The sequence below is a fragment of the Kitasatospora sp. NPDC043949 genome (assembly GCF_056435365.1).
The window spans coordinates 122,109-138,062 of sequence record NZ_JBWKEQ010000002.1; the positions used below are offsets into that span (position 1 = coordinate 122,109).

General features: G+C 73.5%; 12 protein-coding genes. 10 read left to right on the top strand and 2 right to left on the bottom strand.

Features of this window, described 5'->3' with window-relative positions:
* The first annotated feature begins 161 nt into the window (after window positions 1-161).
* The 6 genes from egtA (at window position 162) to AC07AL_RS02750 (ending at window position 7,499) form a co-directional block, all read left to right on the top strand.
* Window positions 162-1,451, top strand: coding sequence for an ergothioneine biosynthesis glutamate--cysteine ligase EgtA (gene egtA / locus AC07AL_RS02725; protein ID WP_400984412.1), 1,290 nt, complete (start codon window positions 162-164; stop codon window positions 1,449-1,451).
* On the top strand, window positions 1,448-2,791 hold the full coding sequence (gene egtB, locus AC07AL_RS02730) for an ergothioneine biosynthesis protein EgtB (RefSeq protein ID WP_363579144.1): 1,344 nt from the start codon (window positions 1,448-1,450) through the stop codon (window positions 2,789-2,791). Before egtA ends, egtB begins: the two co-directional genes overlap by 4 nt.
* A complete protein-coding gene (egtC, locus tag AC07AL_RS02735; RefSeq protein ID WP_363630631.1) occupies window positions 2,791-3,540 on the top strand; it encodes an ergothioneine biosynthesis protein EgtC in 750 nt (249 codons plus the stop codon). The genes egtB and egtC overlap by 1 nt, the downstream gene beginning before the upstream one ends.
* Window positions 3,541-3,585: 45 nt before the next feature.
* On the top strand, window positions 3,586-4,557 hold the full coding sequence (egtD, locus tag AC07AL_RS02740) for an L-histidine N(alpha)-methyltransferase (protein ID WP_363579148.1): 972 nt from the start codon (window positions 3,586-3,588) through the stop codon (window positions 4,555-4,557).
* A gap of 143 nt (window positions 4,558-4,700) precedes the next feature.
* On the top strand, window positions 4,701-6,125 hold the full coding sequence (locus tag AC07AL_RS02745) for a sugar porter family MFS transporter (protein WP_363579150.1): 1,425 nt from the start codon (window positions 4,701-4,703) through the stop codon (window positions 6,123-6,125).
* 126 nt (window positions 6,126-6,251) lie between these two features.
* On the top strand, window positions 6,252-7,499 hold the full coding sequence (locus AC07AL_RS02750; RefSeq protein ID WP_478316690.1) for a nitric oxide synthase oxygenase: 1,248 nt from the start codon (window positions 6,252-6,254) through the stop codon (window positions 7,497-7,499).
* A 67-nt stretch (window positions 7,500-7,566) separates the two neighbouring features.
* Here the strand turns inward: AC07AL_RS02750 and AC07AL_RS02755 are convergent, their stop codons facing one another.
* The gene (locus AC07AL_RS02755; RefSeq protein WP_478316553.1) at window positions 7,567-8,268 is read right to left on the bottom strand and encodes a TetR/AcrR family transcriptional regulator; all 702 of its coding nucleotides are present in this window, start codon (window positions 8,266-8,268) and stop codon (window positions 7,567-7,569) included.
* Window positions 8,269-8,406: 138 nt separating this feature from the next.
* Here AC07AL_RS02755 and AC07AL_RS02760 point away from each other — a divergent pair, with 138 nt between their 5' ends.
* From AC07AL_RS02760 to AC07AL_RS02775, 4 genes are all read left to right on the top strand, one after another.
* Window positions 8,407-9,570 (top strand): acyl-CoA dehydrogenase family protein, encoded by a 1,164-nt coding sequence (locus AC07AL_RS02760; protein WP_363579155.1) that lies wholly within the window; start codon window positions 8,407-8,409, stop codon window positions 9,568-9,570.
* Window positions 9,571-9,730: 160 nt separating this feature from the next.
* Window positions 9,731-10,933: a thiolase family protein gene (locus AC07AL_RS02765; protein WP_363579157.1), complete on the top strand. Its 1,203-nt coding sequence runs from the start codon at window positions 9,731-9,733 to the stop codon at window positions 10,931-10,933.
* Window positions 10,934-11,066: 133 nt separating this feature from the next.
* Entirely contained in the window at window positions 11,067-11,864 is a 798-nt protein-coding gene (fabG, locus tag AC07AL_RS02770) for a 3-oxoacyl-ACP reductase FabG (protein ID WP_363579158.1), read from the top strand.
* Between the two features lie 253 nt (window positions 11,865-12,117).
* The gene (locus tag AC07AL_RS02775) at window positions 12,118-13,488 is read left to right on the top strand and encodes a S53 family peptidase (RefSeq protein WP_363579160.1); all 1,371 of its coding nucleotides are present in this window, start codon (window positions 12,118-12,120) and stop codon (window positions 13,486-13,488) included.
* Between the two features lie 139 nt (window positions 13,489-13,627).
* Here AC07AL_RS02775 and AC07AL_RS02780 read toward each other — a convergent pair whose 3' ends face one another.
* On the bottom strand, window positions 13,628-15,811 hold the full coding sequence (locus AC07AL_RS02780) for a hypothetical protein (RefSeq protein WP_400843583.1): 2,184 nt from the start codon (window positions 15,809-15,811) through the stop codon (window positions 13,628-13,630).
* Window positions 15,812-15,954: the final 143 nt, after the last annotated feature.

The following is a 15,954-nucleotide window of genomic DNA, read 5'->3' on the forward strand; positions in this document are numbered from 1 at the left end:
ACGTTCACACGATATTTGCGAAGCGCCCCCGCATGCTCCGTAGCAGACTGGGCAGGGTAGTTCGGGCCGCAATCCTGACCCCGAGGATGGTAAGTCCGGTGATACCGACATCCCGCACCACTCCGCCCGACCGGCAGAGCCCCCCAGCGCCCCCGCCGGGGGTGACCCCGCTGACCGAGTCGGGGGCGCTCAGCCACGTGTCGGGCGTCTGCTTCAAGATCGGACCGCCCCGGCTGGTGGGCGTCGAGGTCGAGTGGTTCGTCCACGACGACCGATGTCCCGGCAAGCCCGTCCGACCGGAACTGGTCCACGCCGCACTGGAGTCGCTGCCACTCGGCGGCCCGGACGGAGCCTCGCTCCCCTCCGGCTCGCGGCTCACGCTCGAACCCGGCGGGCAGGTCGAGCTCAGCTCCCCGCCCGCCACCGGCCTCCTGGCCTGCGTCGAGGACACCCGACGCGATCTGACCGCCCTGCGGGCCGCCTTCGCGGCGCAGGGCCTGCGCCTCACCGGCACCGGGACGGACCCGCTGGCCCGCCCCCGCCTGATGGTCCTGGACCACCCCCGCTACCTCGCGATGGAGCGGTTCTTCGACTCCGCCGGCCCCTGGGGCCGGATCATGATGACCGGCACGGCCTCGGTGCAGGTGTGCCTGGACGCCGGCGACGCGGACGGCCCGCACGCGGTGGAGCGCCGCTGGCGACTGACCCACCTGCTCGGCCCGGTCCTGGTCGCCGCCTTCGCCAACTCCCCACTGCTGGACGGCAGGCCGACCGGTCACCGCTCCACCCGGCAGACCGTCTGGTCCCGGATGGACCCGACCCGCACGCTCGCCCCGGAGCCGGACCACGGCGACCCCCGCGAGGCCTGGGCGCAGTACGTGCTGGACGCCGAGGTGCTGTGCGTGCGCCGCCCCGAGGGGCTGCCGTGGACGGCCCCACCCGGCCTGACCTTCCGCGACTGGGTCCGCGGCGGCGGCGAACGCCCGCCCACGCTGGGCGACTTGGACTACCACCGGACCACCCTGTTCCCGCCGGTGCGCCCGCACGGCCACCTGGAGCTGCGCATGATCGACGCCCAGCCCGGGGACGGCTGGGTGGTGCCCACCGCCCTGGTGACCGCGCTGCTGGACGACGTGCCGGCCGCCGAGGCCGCGCTCGCCGCGCTGGAGCCGCTGGGCCGCCCGGACGGTCCGCGCCCGCCGCGCAGCGACGTCTGGCGCCGGGCCGCGACGCTGGCCGTCGCCGATCCCGAGCTGCGCCGCGCCGCCCTGACCTGCTTCGCCGCCGCCGACGCCGCGCTGGGCCGCCTGCCCGGCGCCGGTCGGCTGCGCGCCGCCGTCGCCGAGTTCGCCGAGCGCTACCCCGCGCGCGGCCGCTGCCCGGCCGACGACCAGCTGGACGCCCTGCGCTCCGGCACCCGACGCACTCCTCCGGAGGAGGCCGCACCATGACCGACGTCCGCCCCCCTGCCGCCCCGGCGGCGGGCACCGAGGAGTTGCGCGAGACCATCGCGGCCGAGCTGCTGGCCGCCCGCGCCCGCACCGCCGCGCTCACCGACTGCGTCGAGGACGGCGACCTCACCGCCCAGCACTCGCCGTTGATGTCCCCGCTGGTCTGGGACCTGGCGCACATCGGCAACCAGGAGGAACTCTGGCTGCTGCGCAACGTCGGCGGCCGCGACCCGATGCACCCGGAGATCGACCCGCTGTACGACGCCTTCCAGCACCCCCGGGCCGAGCGGCCGAGCCTGCCGCTGCTGGCACCCGCCGAGGCCCGGGCGTACGCGCACGAGGTGCGCGGCCGGGTGCTGGACCTGCTGGCGGCCAGTCCGCTGGAGGGGGCGCCGCTGCTGGACGCCGGGTTCGCGTTCGGGATGATCGCCCAGCACGAGCAGCAGCACGACGAGACGATGCTGATCACCCACCAGCTCCGCCCGGGGGAGCCTGCGCTGGCCGCTCCCCCGCCGCCGCCCGCCCCGGCGGACGCGGCCGCGCTGCCCGCCGAAGTGCTCGTCCCCGCAGGACCGTTCACGATGGGCACCGACACCGAGCCGTGGGCACTGGACAACGAGCGCCCCGCGCACGTGGTCGAGCTGCCCGCCTTCCTGCTGGACACCACGCCGGTCACCAACGCCGCGTACCAGCGGTTCATCGCGGACGGCGGCTACGACGAGCCGCGCTGGTGGACGCCCGAGGGCTGGGAGCACCGGCGGCGGGCCGACCTGACCGCCCCGCTGTTCTGGCGCCTGGACGGCGGCCAGTGGCTGCGGCGCCGGTTCGGCACGGTGGAGCCCGTCCCGGCGGACGAACCCGTCCTGCACGTCAGCTGGTACGAGGCGGACGCCTACGCCCGGTGGGCCGGACGGCGGCTGCCGACCGAGGCGGAGTGGGAGAAGGCGGCCCGGCACGACCCGGCGAGCGGCCGCTCCCGCCGCTACCCGTGGGGCGACCAGGCCCCCGGAGCCGAGCACGCCAACCTCGGGCAGCGACACCTGCGCCCGGCCCCGGCCGGCGGCTACCCGGCGGGCGAGTCCCCGTACGGCGTACGGCAGTTGATCGGCGACGTGTGGGAGTGGACGGCCAGCGACCTCCGCCCCTACCCCGGGTTCCGGGCCTGGCCCTACCAGGAGTACTCGGAGGTCTTCTTCGGACCGGAGTACAAGGTGCTGCGCGGCGGCTGCTTCGCGGTGGCGCCGGTCGCCTGCCGGGGCACCTTCCGCAACTGGGACTACCCCGTCCGGCGGCAGATCTTCGCCGGGTTCCGCACCGCCCGCGACCTGGAGGTGGCCTGATGTGCCGCCACCTCGCCTACCTGGGTGGGCCGGTGGCGCCACGGGAGCTGCTGGTGCACCCGCCGCACGGCCTGTACCGGCAGTCCTGGGCACCCCGGGCGCAGCAGTACGGCACGGTCAACGCGGACGGCTTCGGCCTCGGCTGGTACGCGGACGGCGACGAGGTGCCGGCCCGCTACCGCCGTGACGGGCCGATCTGGGCGGACGCCGCGTTCGCCGACCTCGCCCGGGTGATCCGCACCCGGGCGCTGCTGGCGGCGGTCCGCTCCGCCACCGAGGGCTGCGCGGCGGGCGAGAGCGCGGCGGCGCCGTTCGCGGCCGGGCGCTGGCTGTTCAGCCACAACGGCGCGGTGGCGGGCTGGCCGGGCAAGCTGGACGCGCTGGCCGCCCTGCTCCCGCCGGCCGAGCTGCTGGAGCTGGAGGCACGCTCCGACTCGGCGCTGCTGTGGGCCCTGGTCCTGCACCGGCTGCGGGCGGGGGCCGGGCTCGGCGAGGCGCTGGCGGGCACCGTCGCGGACGTCACCGCGCACACCACCGGCCGGCTCAACCTGCTGCTCACCGACGGCCGCACACTCGCCGCGACCGCCTGGGGCGACACCCTGCACCACCGCGACCTGCCCGGGCTCGGCACGGTGGTGGCCTCCGAGCCGTACGACGACGCTCCCGGCTGGACGGCCGTCCCGGACGGCTCGCTGGTGGTGGTCGACGAGCGCGGCGTCACCGTCCGTCAGCTCCTCGGCCGCTACTGATCCTCCACCGCCCCTTCATCTTCTGAACAGAGGACCCACCCTGTCATGGACACATTTGATCTCACCCGGCTGCTGCCCGCCGACCACTTCAGCAGCGCGCTGCGCCACGACGTGCAGCACGGCCTGACCTCCGAACCCAAGTGGCTGCCGCCGAAGTGGTTCTACGACGCGCGGGGCAGCGAGCTGTTCGAGGAGATCACCCGGCTGCCGGAGTACTACCCGACCCGCGCCGAGCGGGCCATCCTGACCGCCCGGGCCGGCGAGATCGCCGCCGCCACCGGGGCCCGCACGCTGGTCGAGCTGGGCTCCGGCTCCTCCGAGAAGACCCGGCTGCTGCTGGACGCGCTGCGCGCGCTCGGCACCCTGGAGACGTACGTCCCGGTGGACGTCAGCGAGAGCGCGCTGACCGCCGCCGGCGTCGCGCTCGCCGCCGAGTACCCCGGGCTCGCCGTGCACGGCGTGCTGGCCGACTTCACCGCCCGGCTCGGCCTGCCCCCGGAGGGCGGCCCCCGACTGGTCGCCTTCCTCGGCGGCACCCTGGGCAACCTGCTGCCCGAGGAGCGGGCGGCCTTCCTGCGCGGGCTGCGCGCCTCCCTCGACCCGGGCGACTTCCTGCTGCTCGGCACCGACCTGGTCAAGGACCCGTCGGTGCTGGTCGCCGCCTACGACGACGCGGCCGGGGTGACCGCCGAGTTCAACCTCAACGTGCTCAACGTGCTCAACCGCGAGCTGGGCGCCGACTTCGACCCGACCGCGTTCGCGCACGTCGCGCGGTGGGACCCGGACCGGGAGTGGATCGAGATGCGGCTGCGCTCGCTGCGCGCGCAGACCGTGAAGATCCCGGCACTGAACCTGCCGGTGCACTTCGACCGGGGCGAGGAACTGCGCACCGAGGTGTCCGCCAAGTTCCGCCGGGAGCGGGTGTCCGCCGAGCTGGCGGCGGCCGGGCTGCGGCTGAGCCACTGGTGGACGGACGAGGAGGGCCGGTTCGGGCTGTCACTGTCCGCCCCGGCGTAGGGACGGTCGGCGCAGCTGAATTTGCTTGTTCACCTTACGAATCCTCAGAGCAAAAATTGAGGTTTCCGGTGCACAAGACTTAAACGAATAAGGGTTACGATCTCGGCTACCGAGCTCAGCGTTGAGTACCAGGAGTCAAGATCGTGAGCGTCACCAAGCAGCCCTCCGGGGCGGTCGAGGCCTCAGCGCCCGGCCGCCTCGGCTTCGTCGTCTTCATCACCGCCGCCGCAGCCCTCGGCGGGTTCCTGTTCGGCTACGACAGTTCCGTGATCAACGGCGCCGTCTCCGGGATCCAGGAGAAGTTCGGCGTCGGCGACGGCGTGACCGGTCTGATCGTCTCCTCCGCCCTGCTGGGCTCGGCGATCGGCGCCGCACTGGCCGGCCGGTTCGCCGACCGCTACGGCCGCATCAAGGTCATGAAGGCGGGCGCGCTGCTGTTCGCGGTCAGCGCGATCGGCTCGATGCTCCCCTTCGCCGCCTGGGACCTCGCCTTCTGGCGCGTGCTCGGCGGCGCGGCCATCGGCATCGCCTCGGTGATCGCCCCGACCTACATCGCCGAGGTCGCGCCCACCAAGTACCGGGGCCGACTGGCCTCCTTCCAGCAGGCCGCGATCGTGCTCGGCATCGCGATCTCCCAGCTGGTCAACTGGCTGCTGGCGAACGCGGCCGGCGGCGACACCCGCGGCCAGCTGCTCGGCCTGGAGGCCTGGCAGTGGATGCTCGGCATCTGCGTCGTCCCGGCCGCGGTCTACTTCACCCTCGCCTCGGTGATCCCCGAGTCCCCGCGCTACCTGATCCAGGCCGGCCGGCTGGACGACGCCCGCGCCGTGCTCGCCCAGGTCGAGGGCCAGGACGTCGACACCGACGCCCGGATCGCCGAGGTCCAGGGGCTGATCGCCTCCGACCACCGCCCGCGCTTCGGCGACCTGCTCGGCGGGCGCTTCGGCCTGCTGCCGATCGTCTGGGTCGGCATCGGCCTGTCGGTCTTCCAGCAGCTGGTCGGCATCAACGTGATCTTCTACTACTCGTCGATCCTGTGGCAGTCGGTCGGCATCGACCAGAGCAACTCGCTGCTGATCAGCTTCGTCGGCTCGGTCATCAACATCCTCGGCACCGTGGTCGCGATCCTGCTGGTGGACCGGATCGGCCGCAAGCCGCTCGCCCTGATCGGCTCGGCCGGCATGGCCGTCGCGCTCGGCGCGGCCGGCTGGGCGTTCTCCTCCGCCACCGGCAGCGGCGACAACGTCACGCTGCCCGACCTCCAGGGCACCGTCGCGCTGGTCGCCGCCAACGCCTTCGTGCTGTTCTTCGCGATGTCCTGGGGCGTGGTCGTCTGGGTGATGCTCGGCGAGATGTTCCCGAACCGCATCCGGGCCGCCGCGCTGTCCGTCGCCGCCTCCGCGCAGTGGATCGCCAACTGGGCGATCACCGTGTCGTTCCCGTCGATGTCGCGCTGGAACCTGTCGGCGACCTACCTGGTGTACGCGGCGTTCGCGGCGCTGTCGATCGTCTTCGTGGCGAAGTTCATGAAGGAGACCAAGGGCGTCCGGCTGGAGGACATGGGCTGATCCGACAGTCCGACCATCGGCCCCCGCACCCTAGCGCGATCATCGCGGGTGCGGGGGCCGAATCGTTCACTCCCTGCGGCGGCCCGGACACCTCCGGTACTCCTGTTCGCCAGGAGGGATGTGTCCTTGATCTTCAACCGGCTCCGCGCCCGCAGACCAGCCGCCGTCACCGCCACCGCCACCGCCGGCTGCCCGTACGCCCACACCCACGCCCACACCCACTCCCCGGCCGCGGCCCGGCCGTCGCCCACACCGTCGCCCCCGCCGTCATCCCCGCCGCCGTCCCCACCACCGTTCACCGACCCGGAGCAGGCCGCCGAGTTCATCCGCCGCTTCCATCACGAGCAGCCCGCCACCGGGGCCCCGGACACCCGGATACGGGCCGTCCTCGACGAGATCGAGCGCACCGGCAGCTACGAGCACACCCCCGCCGAACTCGCCTACGGCGCCAAGCTCGCCTGGCGCAACGCCGCCCGCTGCATCGGCCGGCTGTACTGGCGCAGTCTGGTGGTGCGCGACCTGCGCCACCTCGGCTCGGCCGACGACATCGCCGCCGAGTGCTTCGAGCACCTGCGGCTGGCCGGCAACGGCGGACGGATCCGCCCGGTGGTCTCGGTGTTCGCCCCCGACCGCCCGGGCCGCCCGGCCGCCCGCATCGTCAACCAGCAGCTGGTCCGCTACGCCGGCCACCGGGTCGGCGACGCCGTCGTCGGCGACCCGGCCGGCACCGAACTCGCCGCCCGCGCCCGCGACCTCGGCTGGAAGTGCGCCGAGGACCGCTTCGAGGTGCTGCCGCTGCTCGTCCAGGAACACCCCGGCGAGCGCCCGCACTGGTACGAGCTGCCGGACGACACCACTCTGGAGGTACCGCTCACCCACCCCGCGTACGAGTGGTTCGCCGGCCTGGGCCTGCGCTGGTACGCGGTGCCCGCGATCAGCGACATGACGCTGGAGATCGGCGGCGTCCGCTACCCGGCCGCGCCCTTCAACGGCTGGTACATGGGCACCGAGATCGGCGCCCGCAACCTCGCCGACGCCGACCGCTACGACCTGCTCGACACCGTCGCCGAGCGCCTGGGCCTGGACACCTCCAGCGCGCGCACGCTCTGGCGCGACCGCGCGCTGATCGAACTCAACATCGCGGTGCTGCACTCCTTCCAGGAGGCCGGAGTGACGATCGCCGACCACCACACCGAGTCCGAACGCTTCCTCCGGCACGTCGCCCAGGAGAAGCGGCTCGGCCGGCCGACCCCGGCGGACTGGAGCTGGATCGTGCCCCCGGTCTCCGGCGGGCTCACGCCCGTCTACCACCGGTACTACGACCCGGTGGACCCGTCGCTGCGGCCGGCCTTCCTGCCGCGCGAGCCCTGGTGAGGCGGCGGGGGAGGGAACGGCGGAAACAGCGGAAGCAGCGGGACGGGGGGAAGGCCGGCGGCGGAGTCTAGGAGCGTTCGGTGAGGCGGTCGAAGCGCAGGACGAGCCCGTCGAGCAGCGCTTCCAGGCCGGTCTCGAAGGCGCCCTCGTCCACCGTCCCACGATGCCCGGCCAGCCGGTGCGCCTCGCCGAGGTGCGGGTAGTCGGCCGCGTCGTACACCTCGGCGTCCGCGGGGAAGCCGGCCGCGAAGGAGGCCAGCGCCGAGCCGGTGACGAAGTAGCGCATCAGCGCGCCGATCCGGGTGGCCTGGCCGCGCGGCCAGCCGGCCTCGACCAGGTGGCCGAAGACCGCGTCGGCCAGGCGCAGCGCGTTCGGCCGGCGGCCCGGGCCCTGGGCGAGCACCGGCACGATGTTGGGGTGGGCGGCGAGGGCGGCGCGGTAGGAGCGGGCCCAGTCGCGCAGCGCGTCCGGCCAGGGCGTCGGCCTACCGCCGGGCGAGCGGTCGGGCGCGCCGTCGGGAGTGCCGTCGGGAGTGCCGTCGGGAGTGCCGAACATCGACAAGTCGACCTCGCCGATCACGCTGTCCACCACCGCGTCCAGCAGTTCGTCCTTGGTCGCGACGTGGTTGTAGAGCGAGGGACCGCTGACCGACAGTTCGGTGGCGAGGCGGCGGGTGGAGAGGGCCGCCAGGCCCTCGGCGTCGATCAGCCGCAGAGCAGCGGCGACGATGCGCTCGCGGCTGAGCAGCGGGGTGCGCGGGCGGGCCATCGGGGTGCTGCCTCCGGTTCCTCCGGTCGGGTGGGGCGGGGACCGATTCTGGCAGGCGCCCCTTCCCAGCGCGGGCCGGCCGGGGCTACAGTCCCTCCATAAAACTTGCAGCGCTAGTTTAATGGATCTGGAGCCGCCGTGAACCTGGAGCTGTCCGAGGAGCAGAGCGCCGTCCGGGACCTCGCCGCCTCCTTCACCGATCGCGAGATCGCTCCGCACGCCGCCGCGTGGGACCGCGCCGAGTCCGTCGACCGCGCGATCATCGGCAAACTGGCCGGGCTCGGCTTCCTCGGCCTCACCATCCCCGAGGAGTACGGCGGCAGCGGTGGCGACCACCTCGCGTACTGCCTGGTCCTGGAGGAGCTCGGCCGCGGCGACTCGGCCGTCCGCGGCATCGTCTCGGTCACGCTCGGCCTGGTCGCCAAGTCCGTCAACGGCTACGGGACTCAGGAGCAGAAGCGGCACTGGCTCCCCCGGCTCACCTCGGGCGAGTCGCTCGGCTGCTTCGCGCTCACCGAACCCGGCACCGGCTCCGACGCGGCCAACCTCAGCACCCGTGCCGTCCGGGACGGCGACGACTGGCTGATCAGCGGCGCCAAGATGTTCATCACCAACGGCACCTGGGCCGACGTCGCCCTGGTCTTCGCCCGCACCGGCGGCGACGACCCCGACCGGCAGGGCCACAAGGGCATCACCGCTTTCCTGGTGCCCACCGACCTGCCCGGCTTCACCCGCACCGAGATCCACGGCAAGCTCGGCCTGCGCGGCCAGGCCACCGCCGAACTCGCCCTCGACCGGGTCCGGGTGCCCGACAGCGCACGGCTCGGCGAAGTCGACAAGGGGTTCCGGGTGGCGATGTCCGCGCTCGCCAAGGGCCGGATGTCGGTCGCGGCGGGCTGCGTCGGCATCGCCCGTGCCTGCCTGGAGGCCGCCGTCCGCTACGCCGGCGAGCGCGAGCAGTTCGGCCGCCCGATCGCCTCGCACCAGCTCGTCCAGGAACTGCTGGCCGGCATCGCCGTCGACGTCGAGGCCGCCCGGCTGCTCACCTGGAAGGTCGCCGACCACATCGAACGCGGCCTGCCGTTCGCCACCGAATCCTCCGTCGCCAAGCTCTACGCGAGCGAGGCCGCCGTCCGGGCCGCCAACAACGCGCTCCAGGTGTTCGGCGGCTACGGCTTCATCGACGAGTACCCGGTCGGCAAGTACCTGCGCGACGCGCGGGTCATGACCCTCTACGAGGGCACCAGCCAGATCCACCAGTTGCTCATCGGCCGCGCCCTCACTGGGGTCAACGCCTTCTGACCAGCCCGTTCATCCCATCCGATCAGCCAGGACGGGTCAATCGGACCACCCGGACCGTCCTGACCACCCGGACCGTCCTGACTGCTCGGATCACCCCGACTGCTCAGATCACTCGGATCACTGAGATCACTCGGATTCAACCGGATAGGAGCCCGACGACGTGCGTCCCGTCTACTTCGCCGCAGCCCGCCGCACACCCATCGGCCGGCTGCGCGGAGCGCTCGCCACGGTCCGCCCGGACGACCTCTCGGCCACCGTGCTGCGCGCCCTGCTCGCCGACGTCCCCGCCCTCGACCCCGCCCGCATCGACGACGTCTACTGGGGCGCCGCCAACCAGGCCGGCGAGGACAACCGCAACGCCGCCAGGATGGCCGTCCTGCTGGCCGGCCTGCCGGAGACCGTCCCCGGCGCCACCGTCAACCGGCTCTGCGCCTCCGGGCTGGAGGCCGTCACCCTCGCCGCCCGGGCCATCGGCTCCGGCGAGGCCGACGTCGTCCTGGCCGGCGGCTGCGAGTCGATGACCCGCGCCCCCTTCGTCCTCCCCCGCCCCGACGAGGCCCTCCCGCACCGGATCGAGACCTACGACACCCGGCTCGGCTGGCGGCTCACCAACCCCCGGATGGCCGAACTGCACGGCGTGCTCAGCATGGGCGAGACCGCCGAGGAGGTGGCCGGCCGGTACGGCATCGGGCGGGAACGCCAGGACGCCTTCGCGCTGCGCAGCCACCAACGGGCCGCCGCCGCCCGCAAGGACGGCCACTTCGACGCCGAGCTGATCCCGGTCGAACGGCCCGACGGCGTGATGGTCAGCCAGGACGAGGGCATCCGCGAGGACACCAGCCTGGAGAAGCTCACCCGCCTCAAGCCCGCCTTTCGCCCCGGCGGCACCGTCACGGCCGGCAACGCCTCGCCGATGAACGACGGCGCGGCCGGGCTGCTCCTGGTCGGCGAGGAGGCGCTGCGCGACCTCGGGTTGCGCCCGCTCGGCCGGTACGTCGCCGGCGCCTCCGTCGGGGTGCACCCCGATGTGATGGGCATCGGCCCGGTGCCGGCCACCCGCAAGGTGCTCGGCCGGGCCGGCTGGTCGCTGGCCGACCTCGACACCGCCGAGCTCAACGAGGCCTTCGCCGCCCAGGCCCTGGCCTCCGCCGACGGCATCGGATTCACCCCCGAACAGGCCGACGAACTGGTCAACCCGAGCGGCGGGGCGATCGCGCTCGGCCACCCGCTGGGCGGCTCCGGCGCGCGCATCCTCACCACCCTGCTGCACCGGATGCGCCGCACCGACGCCCGGCGCGGCCTCGCCACCATGTGTGTGGGGGTCGGTCAGGGCACCGCCGTCCTCGTCGAGAACGTTGACTGAGTGCGCGCCCGCGTTCGCGCTCGCGTTCACGTCCGAGTTCGCGTTCACGTCTGAGTTCACGTCCGAGTTCGAGTTCACGTCCGAGTTCACGTCCGAGTTCGAGTTCACGTCCGAGTTCAAGGGAGCACCGGGAATGACTGAAGTAGCCGCAGTGGCCGAAGTGACGGGCCTGGCGGGCAGGTTCGCGGGGAGGGTCGCCGTTGTGACCGGCGCCGCGCAGGGCATCGGCGCGGCCACCGCCCACCGGCTCGCCGAGGAGGGCGCGGCCGTCGCCGTCGTCGACCTCACCGCCGAACGGGCCGCTGGGACGGTCGCGGCGATCACCGCCAAGGGCGGCACCGCACGGGCGTACGGCTGCGACGTGGCCGACTACGACGCCGTCGAGGCGGTGTTCGCGCAGGTCGCGGCGGACCTCGGTGGGGTGCACATCCTGGTGAACAACGCCGGGATCACCCGGGACAACCTGTTCTTCAAGATGCCGAAGGCCGACTGGGACGCGGTCCTGACCGTCAATCTGACCAGCGCGTACAACTGCAGCCACGTCGCGCAGAAGTACATGGTGGCGCAGAAGTACGGGAAGATCGTCTCGCTCAGCTCGCGCTCCGCCCTCGGCAACCGGGGACAGGCCAACTACGCGGCCGCCAAGGCCGGCATCCAGGGGCTCACCGCGACCCTCGCGATCGAGCTGGGGCCGTTCAACATCAACGTCAACGCCGTCGCCCCCGGGTACGTCGCCACCGCGATGACCGCGGCCACCGCCGAGCGGGTCGGCAGCACGGCCGAGGACCAGCAGGCGGAGGTCTCCGCCCGGACCCCGCTGCGCCGGGTGGGACAGCCGGAGGAGATCGCGTCCGTGGTCGCCTTCCTGGCCAGCGAGGACGCCTCGTACGTCAGCGGGCAGACGCTGTACGTCAACGGCGGGGCGCGGTAGGTCTAGCCCGGGCAGGGACCTTCAAGGACCCTTCAGCATTAGTACGATAATACTGACGTGTTGTCACATAGCCGTCTCGGGCGTGGGGTTACCTTCACCTGGGACGGCCTTTACCTTTTCGCGTGGCCGAGCATGACCATGCCTCTGATCGGGCGACCCCACCAAATGACTATGGCATGATCATGCGGCAGTCGATGGGATGGCCGGACCGACCCGACCGGACCAGGTCGGGCCCTGCGCCCCAAGGAGTCCCATGGGCAGCCCCGCCCCCCTTCGCCGTGCCCTGGCTCTGCTCGCCGTCGGGGCCACCGCCCTCACGGCCGGCACCATCGCCGTCCCGGCGGTCGGCGCCGCGACCGCCGCCCCCGCGCACGACCTCACGGGCGTCCACGTCCGCCCCGCCTCCTTCGGGCACCACAACGCCCAGGGCCGCACCGCCCCGCTGACCACCACCCAGTGCGTCAGCCAGATCGGCATCCACTGCTACTCGCCGCTGCAGTACCGGAACGCCTACAACCTGAACCCGTTGTACCAGGAGGGCATCACCGGCAAGGGCCGCACGATCGTCATCGTCGACTCCTTCGGCTCGCCGACCATCCAGCACGACCTGGAGGTCTTCGACAAGCAGTGGGGCATCCAGGACACCAACGTCGAGGTGGTCAAGTGGGGCAACGTCCCCGCCTTCGACCCCAAGAACCCCGACCACACCGGCTGGGCCGGCGAGACCACGCTGGACGTCGAGTACGCCCACGCCATCGCCCCCGACGCGCACATCGTCCTGGTCGAGACCGGTGTCGCCGAGACCGAGGGCACCACCGGCCTGCCCGAGATGATGGACGCCGAGAAGGCCCTCATCAAGGCCGGTCGCGGCGACGTCATCTCGCAGAGCTTCGGCGCCACCGAGAACACCTTCCCGGGCTACGACAAGGGCGACTTCAAGTCGCTCACCGACCTGCGCTACGCCTTCCAGGCCGCCGCCGACCACAACGTCACCGTGCTCGCCGCCTCCGGCGACAACGGCGCCACCGACTCGCAGGCCAACGGCACCGACCTGTACCCGTACAAGGTCAACTCCTGGCCGTCCTCCGACCCGCTGGTCACCTCCATCGGCGGCACCCAGCTCACCCTGGACGACAACGGCGCGCGCACCGCGCCCGACAAGGTGTGGCACGACAAGTCCGGCGCCGGCGGCGGTGGCGTCTCCGGCATCTTCGAGCGCCCGTGGTACCAGGCCGGCGTCGCCAACGTCACCGGCAACCACCGCGGCACGCCCGACATCAGCATGAGCGCGGCCGTCGACGGCGGTGCCTGGACCTACGAGTCCTACGACCCGACCTCCGTCGGCTGGCACCTCACCGGCGGCACCAGCGAGGCCACCCCGCTGTTCTCCGGCGTCGTCGCCCTCGCCGACCAGCTCGCCGGCCACCGCCTCGGCCAGCTCAACTGGCGCCTGTACGGGCTCAACCTGCTCCCGAGCGCGTGGAGCGGCATCACGGACGTGAAGGAGGGCGACAACTCCTGGGGCAGCGTCACCGGCTACACCGCCACCGAGGGCTACGACCTCTCCAGCGGCCTCGGCACCATCGACGGCGCGAAGTTCGTCCACGCCATCGCCGGTCGCTGACGGGCCGCAGTGAGTAGCAGGTAACAACTAACAGCGAACAGATAACAGATTTCGAAATCTGTTATCTGTTCGCTGTTCTCTGTCATCTGTTCGCGGCCAGGTACCGGTCGTCCGGCCCAGCCGCGCGCGGCGCGAAGGGTCAGACGCGGTCCGCCGGGGCGGAAGCAGGCGTCGCGGCGGGCTCCGGGGCGGCGGCCAGTTGGGCGAGGTAGCGCTCGGCGGCGCGGAGCTTGCGGCCGTCGGGGCCCGGGAGGTAGGCGCGGAGCTCGATGATCTCCGGGGCGATCCGAAGGGCCGCCGCACGATCGGGGACAGAGCGCCAGCAGGCCTCGGCGTTGGTGGCCGCCTGTTGGGTCTCCGGGTGGTCCGGTCCCTGCGAACGGAGCAGCGCCAGGGCCACCTCGCGGTAGATGTCCGCGGCCTCGGCCGACCGGCCCGCGAGACGGCACACGTGCGCCCGGACCTGGCGCACCTGGAGGACCGGTTCGGAGACGGCGCCGTGCTCGGCGATCGCCTCCAGTTCGAGGGCGAAGGCGAGTTCGGTGGCGGCGCCGTGCTCTCCGGCGTCCGCGCTGCGGACGATCCGGCCGATGGCCTCCCGGTAGTCGGCACGCGGCTGACCGGACACCGGAGCGTCGACGGGCACCGCATCGGCAGGTACCTCGTCCGCCGGGACGGGGTCCGCCGGGGCCTCCGCCACCGGGACCGCGTCCACGGGGGCCTCGCCCACGGGGGCCTCGTCGTCGGTCGGGGCCGTGCCGTCCGGCGCTTCCGCCGTCGGCACCGCGTCGGCGGGGGCCTCGTCCACCGGAGGGGCCTGCGCCGGGACGGCGTCCTGCGGTTCCGCCGTCAGCGTGGCGGCGTCCGCCGGTGCCTGCTCCGGCTCCCGCTCCGACTCCGGCTCCATCTCCGGCTGCTGGGGCTTGGCCAGCGTCACGCCTGCGGACGGCTCGACAACCTCGGGCGTCGCGTCCGCCGGAGCGGGCTTGTGCAGGGTCACGCCGGCCGGACCGGCCGGCTGCCCCTTCAGCAGGCTGACCGGGCGGGCCGGCCTCGGCGGGGTGGGCGGCACGCCGGGCTTGACCAGGCTCACCGGACCGGCCTCGGCCGTGGGAGCGGGGGAGGCCGACGGCGGCGGAGCCGTGGGCGCCACGGGCGGTTCGACGACGGCGTCCTGTGACTCCGCCCGGCCCGGCACCGGCGGCACCGACAGCGCGGGCGGCCCGGACGACACCACATCGGCGCGCACGGCATCGACCGGCACCGCATCGACCGGCGGCACCGCGTCGGCCGACGCCGACACGTCGGCCGGCGGACCGTCGCCACGGCGGGCGGTGTTGCGGAAGACCGGGCGGTCCGGGGCGTGCGTGGCCAGGATGACGACGTCCGGCCGCAGCACCGAGTACACCTGCTGCCGCAGTTGCTCGGGCGCGAGCACGTCGCCCGCGCCGGGGCGGCCGCCGTGCAGCGCCTCGATCAGGGCGCGGGTGAAGGTGCCGATCTGCTCCGGGTCCGGGCTGACGACCGCCCAGAGCGGGATGCCCTCGCTGAGCGGCGAGGCGGCGCCCTGGAGGTACGGCCAGGCGTTCTGGTCGGCACTGAGGTCGGCGACGACGAGGGTCTGCCACTCGGCCGGGCGGTGGCTCAGCTCGGCGGCGACGGCCTGCCAGGGCAGGCCGTCCTGCTTGGAGTCGCGCAGGGTGAGCTGGAGCTGTCCGCCGCGCTTGTCGGCGACCACGTGACCGCCCAAGTGGACGAGCAGCGGCCCCGGATGGCGGGACGCGGCGCGCAGGTGGGCGAGGACGGTGTGCGGGTCGCTGGCGCCGGGGAGGTGGACGGCGTCCACCGCGTCCGCGGCGAGCAGCACCTGCGGTGAGACGGCCGCGAGCATCGCGGACAGCACCGACGCCTGGGCGGGACCGCCCCGACCCCAGGTGCGGCGCCCGGAGTTGCCGTACCCGCCCTCGACGACCAGGATCCGTCCGCGCGGCGCCGCCCCCAGTCCGCCCGTACCGGGAGCGCTCACGCCCGGGGCCGGGAAGGACAGCGGCGTGGCCGTGGACGGCAGCGCGCCCACGGCGGGCATGCCGGTGACGGTCCATCCGGTGGGCGCGGTCGGCGGCGGGCCCGGCACCGCGGCCGGAGCCGTCGGCGGGGCTGCCGGAGCGGACGGCGGGAGCGGGGGCACGGGCGGCGGCTCGTAGAGCGCGGCGGGCCCGGGCGGGTGCTCCTCAGCCGGGGTGCGCGGCGGCGGTACGGCGTCCCAGGGGCCCGAGTCCGCTGCCGGTTCGGGGCCTCCGGGGACAGCTGTCGTCTCCGCCATCTTCTGGTCACCGCCCACCCCGCCGCTTCGCGGCGTCTGATGCCCTTGCTGGGTGGTGCCTACCACCACTCCCGTCGCGCCACCCTACGAGATCCCGGCACACCCGATCCAGGCCGGGTCTCCGATCGGCGCGCCACGCGGCC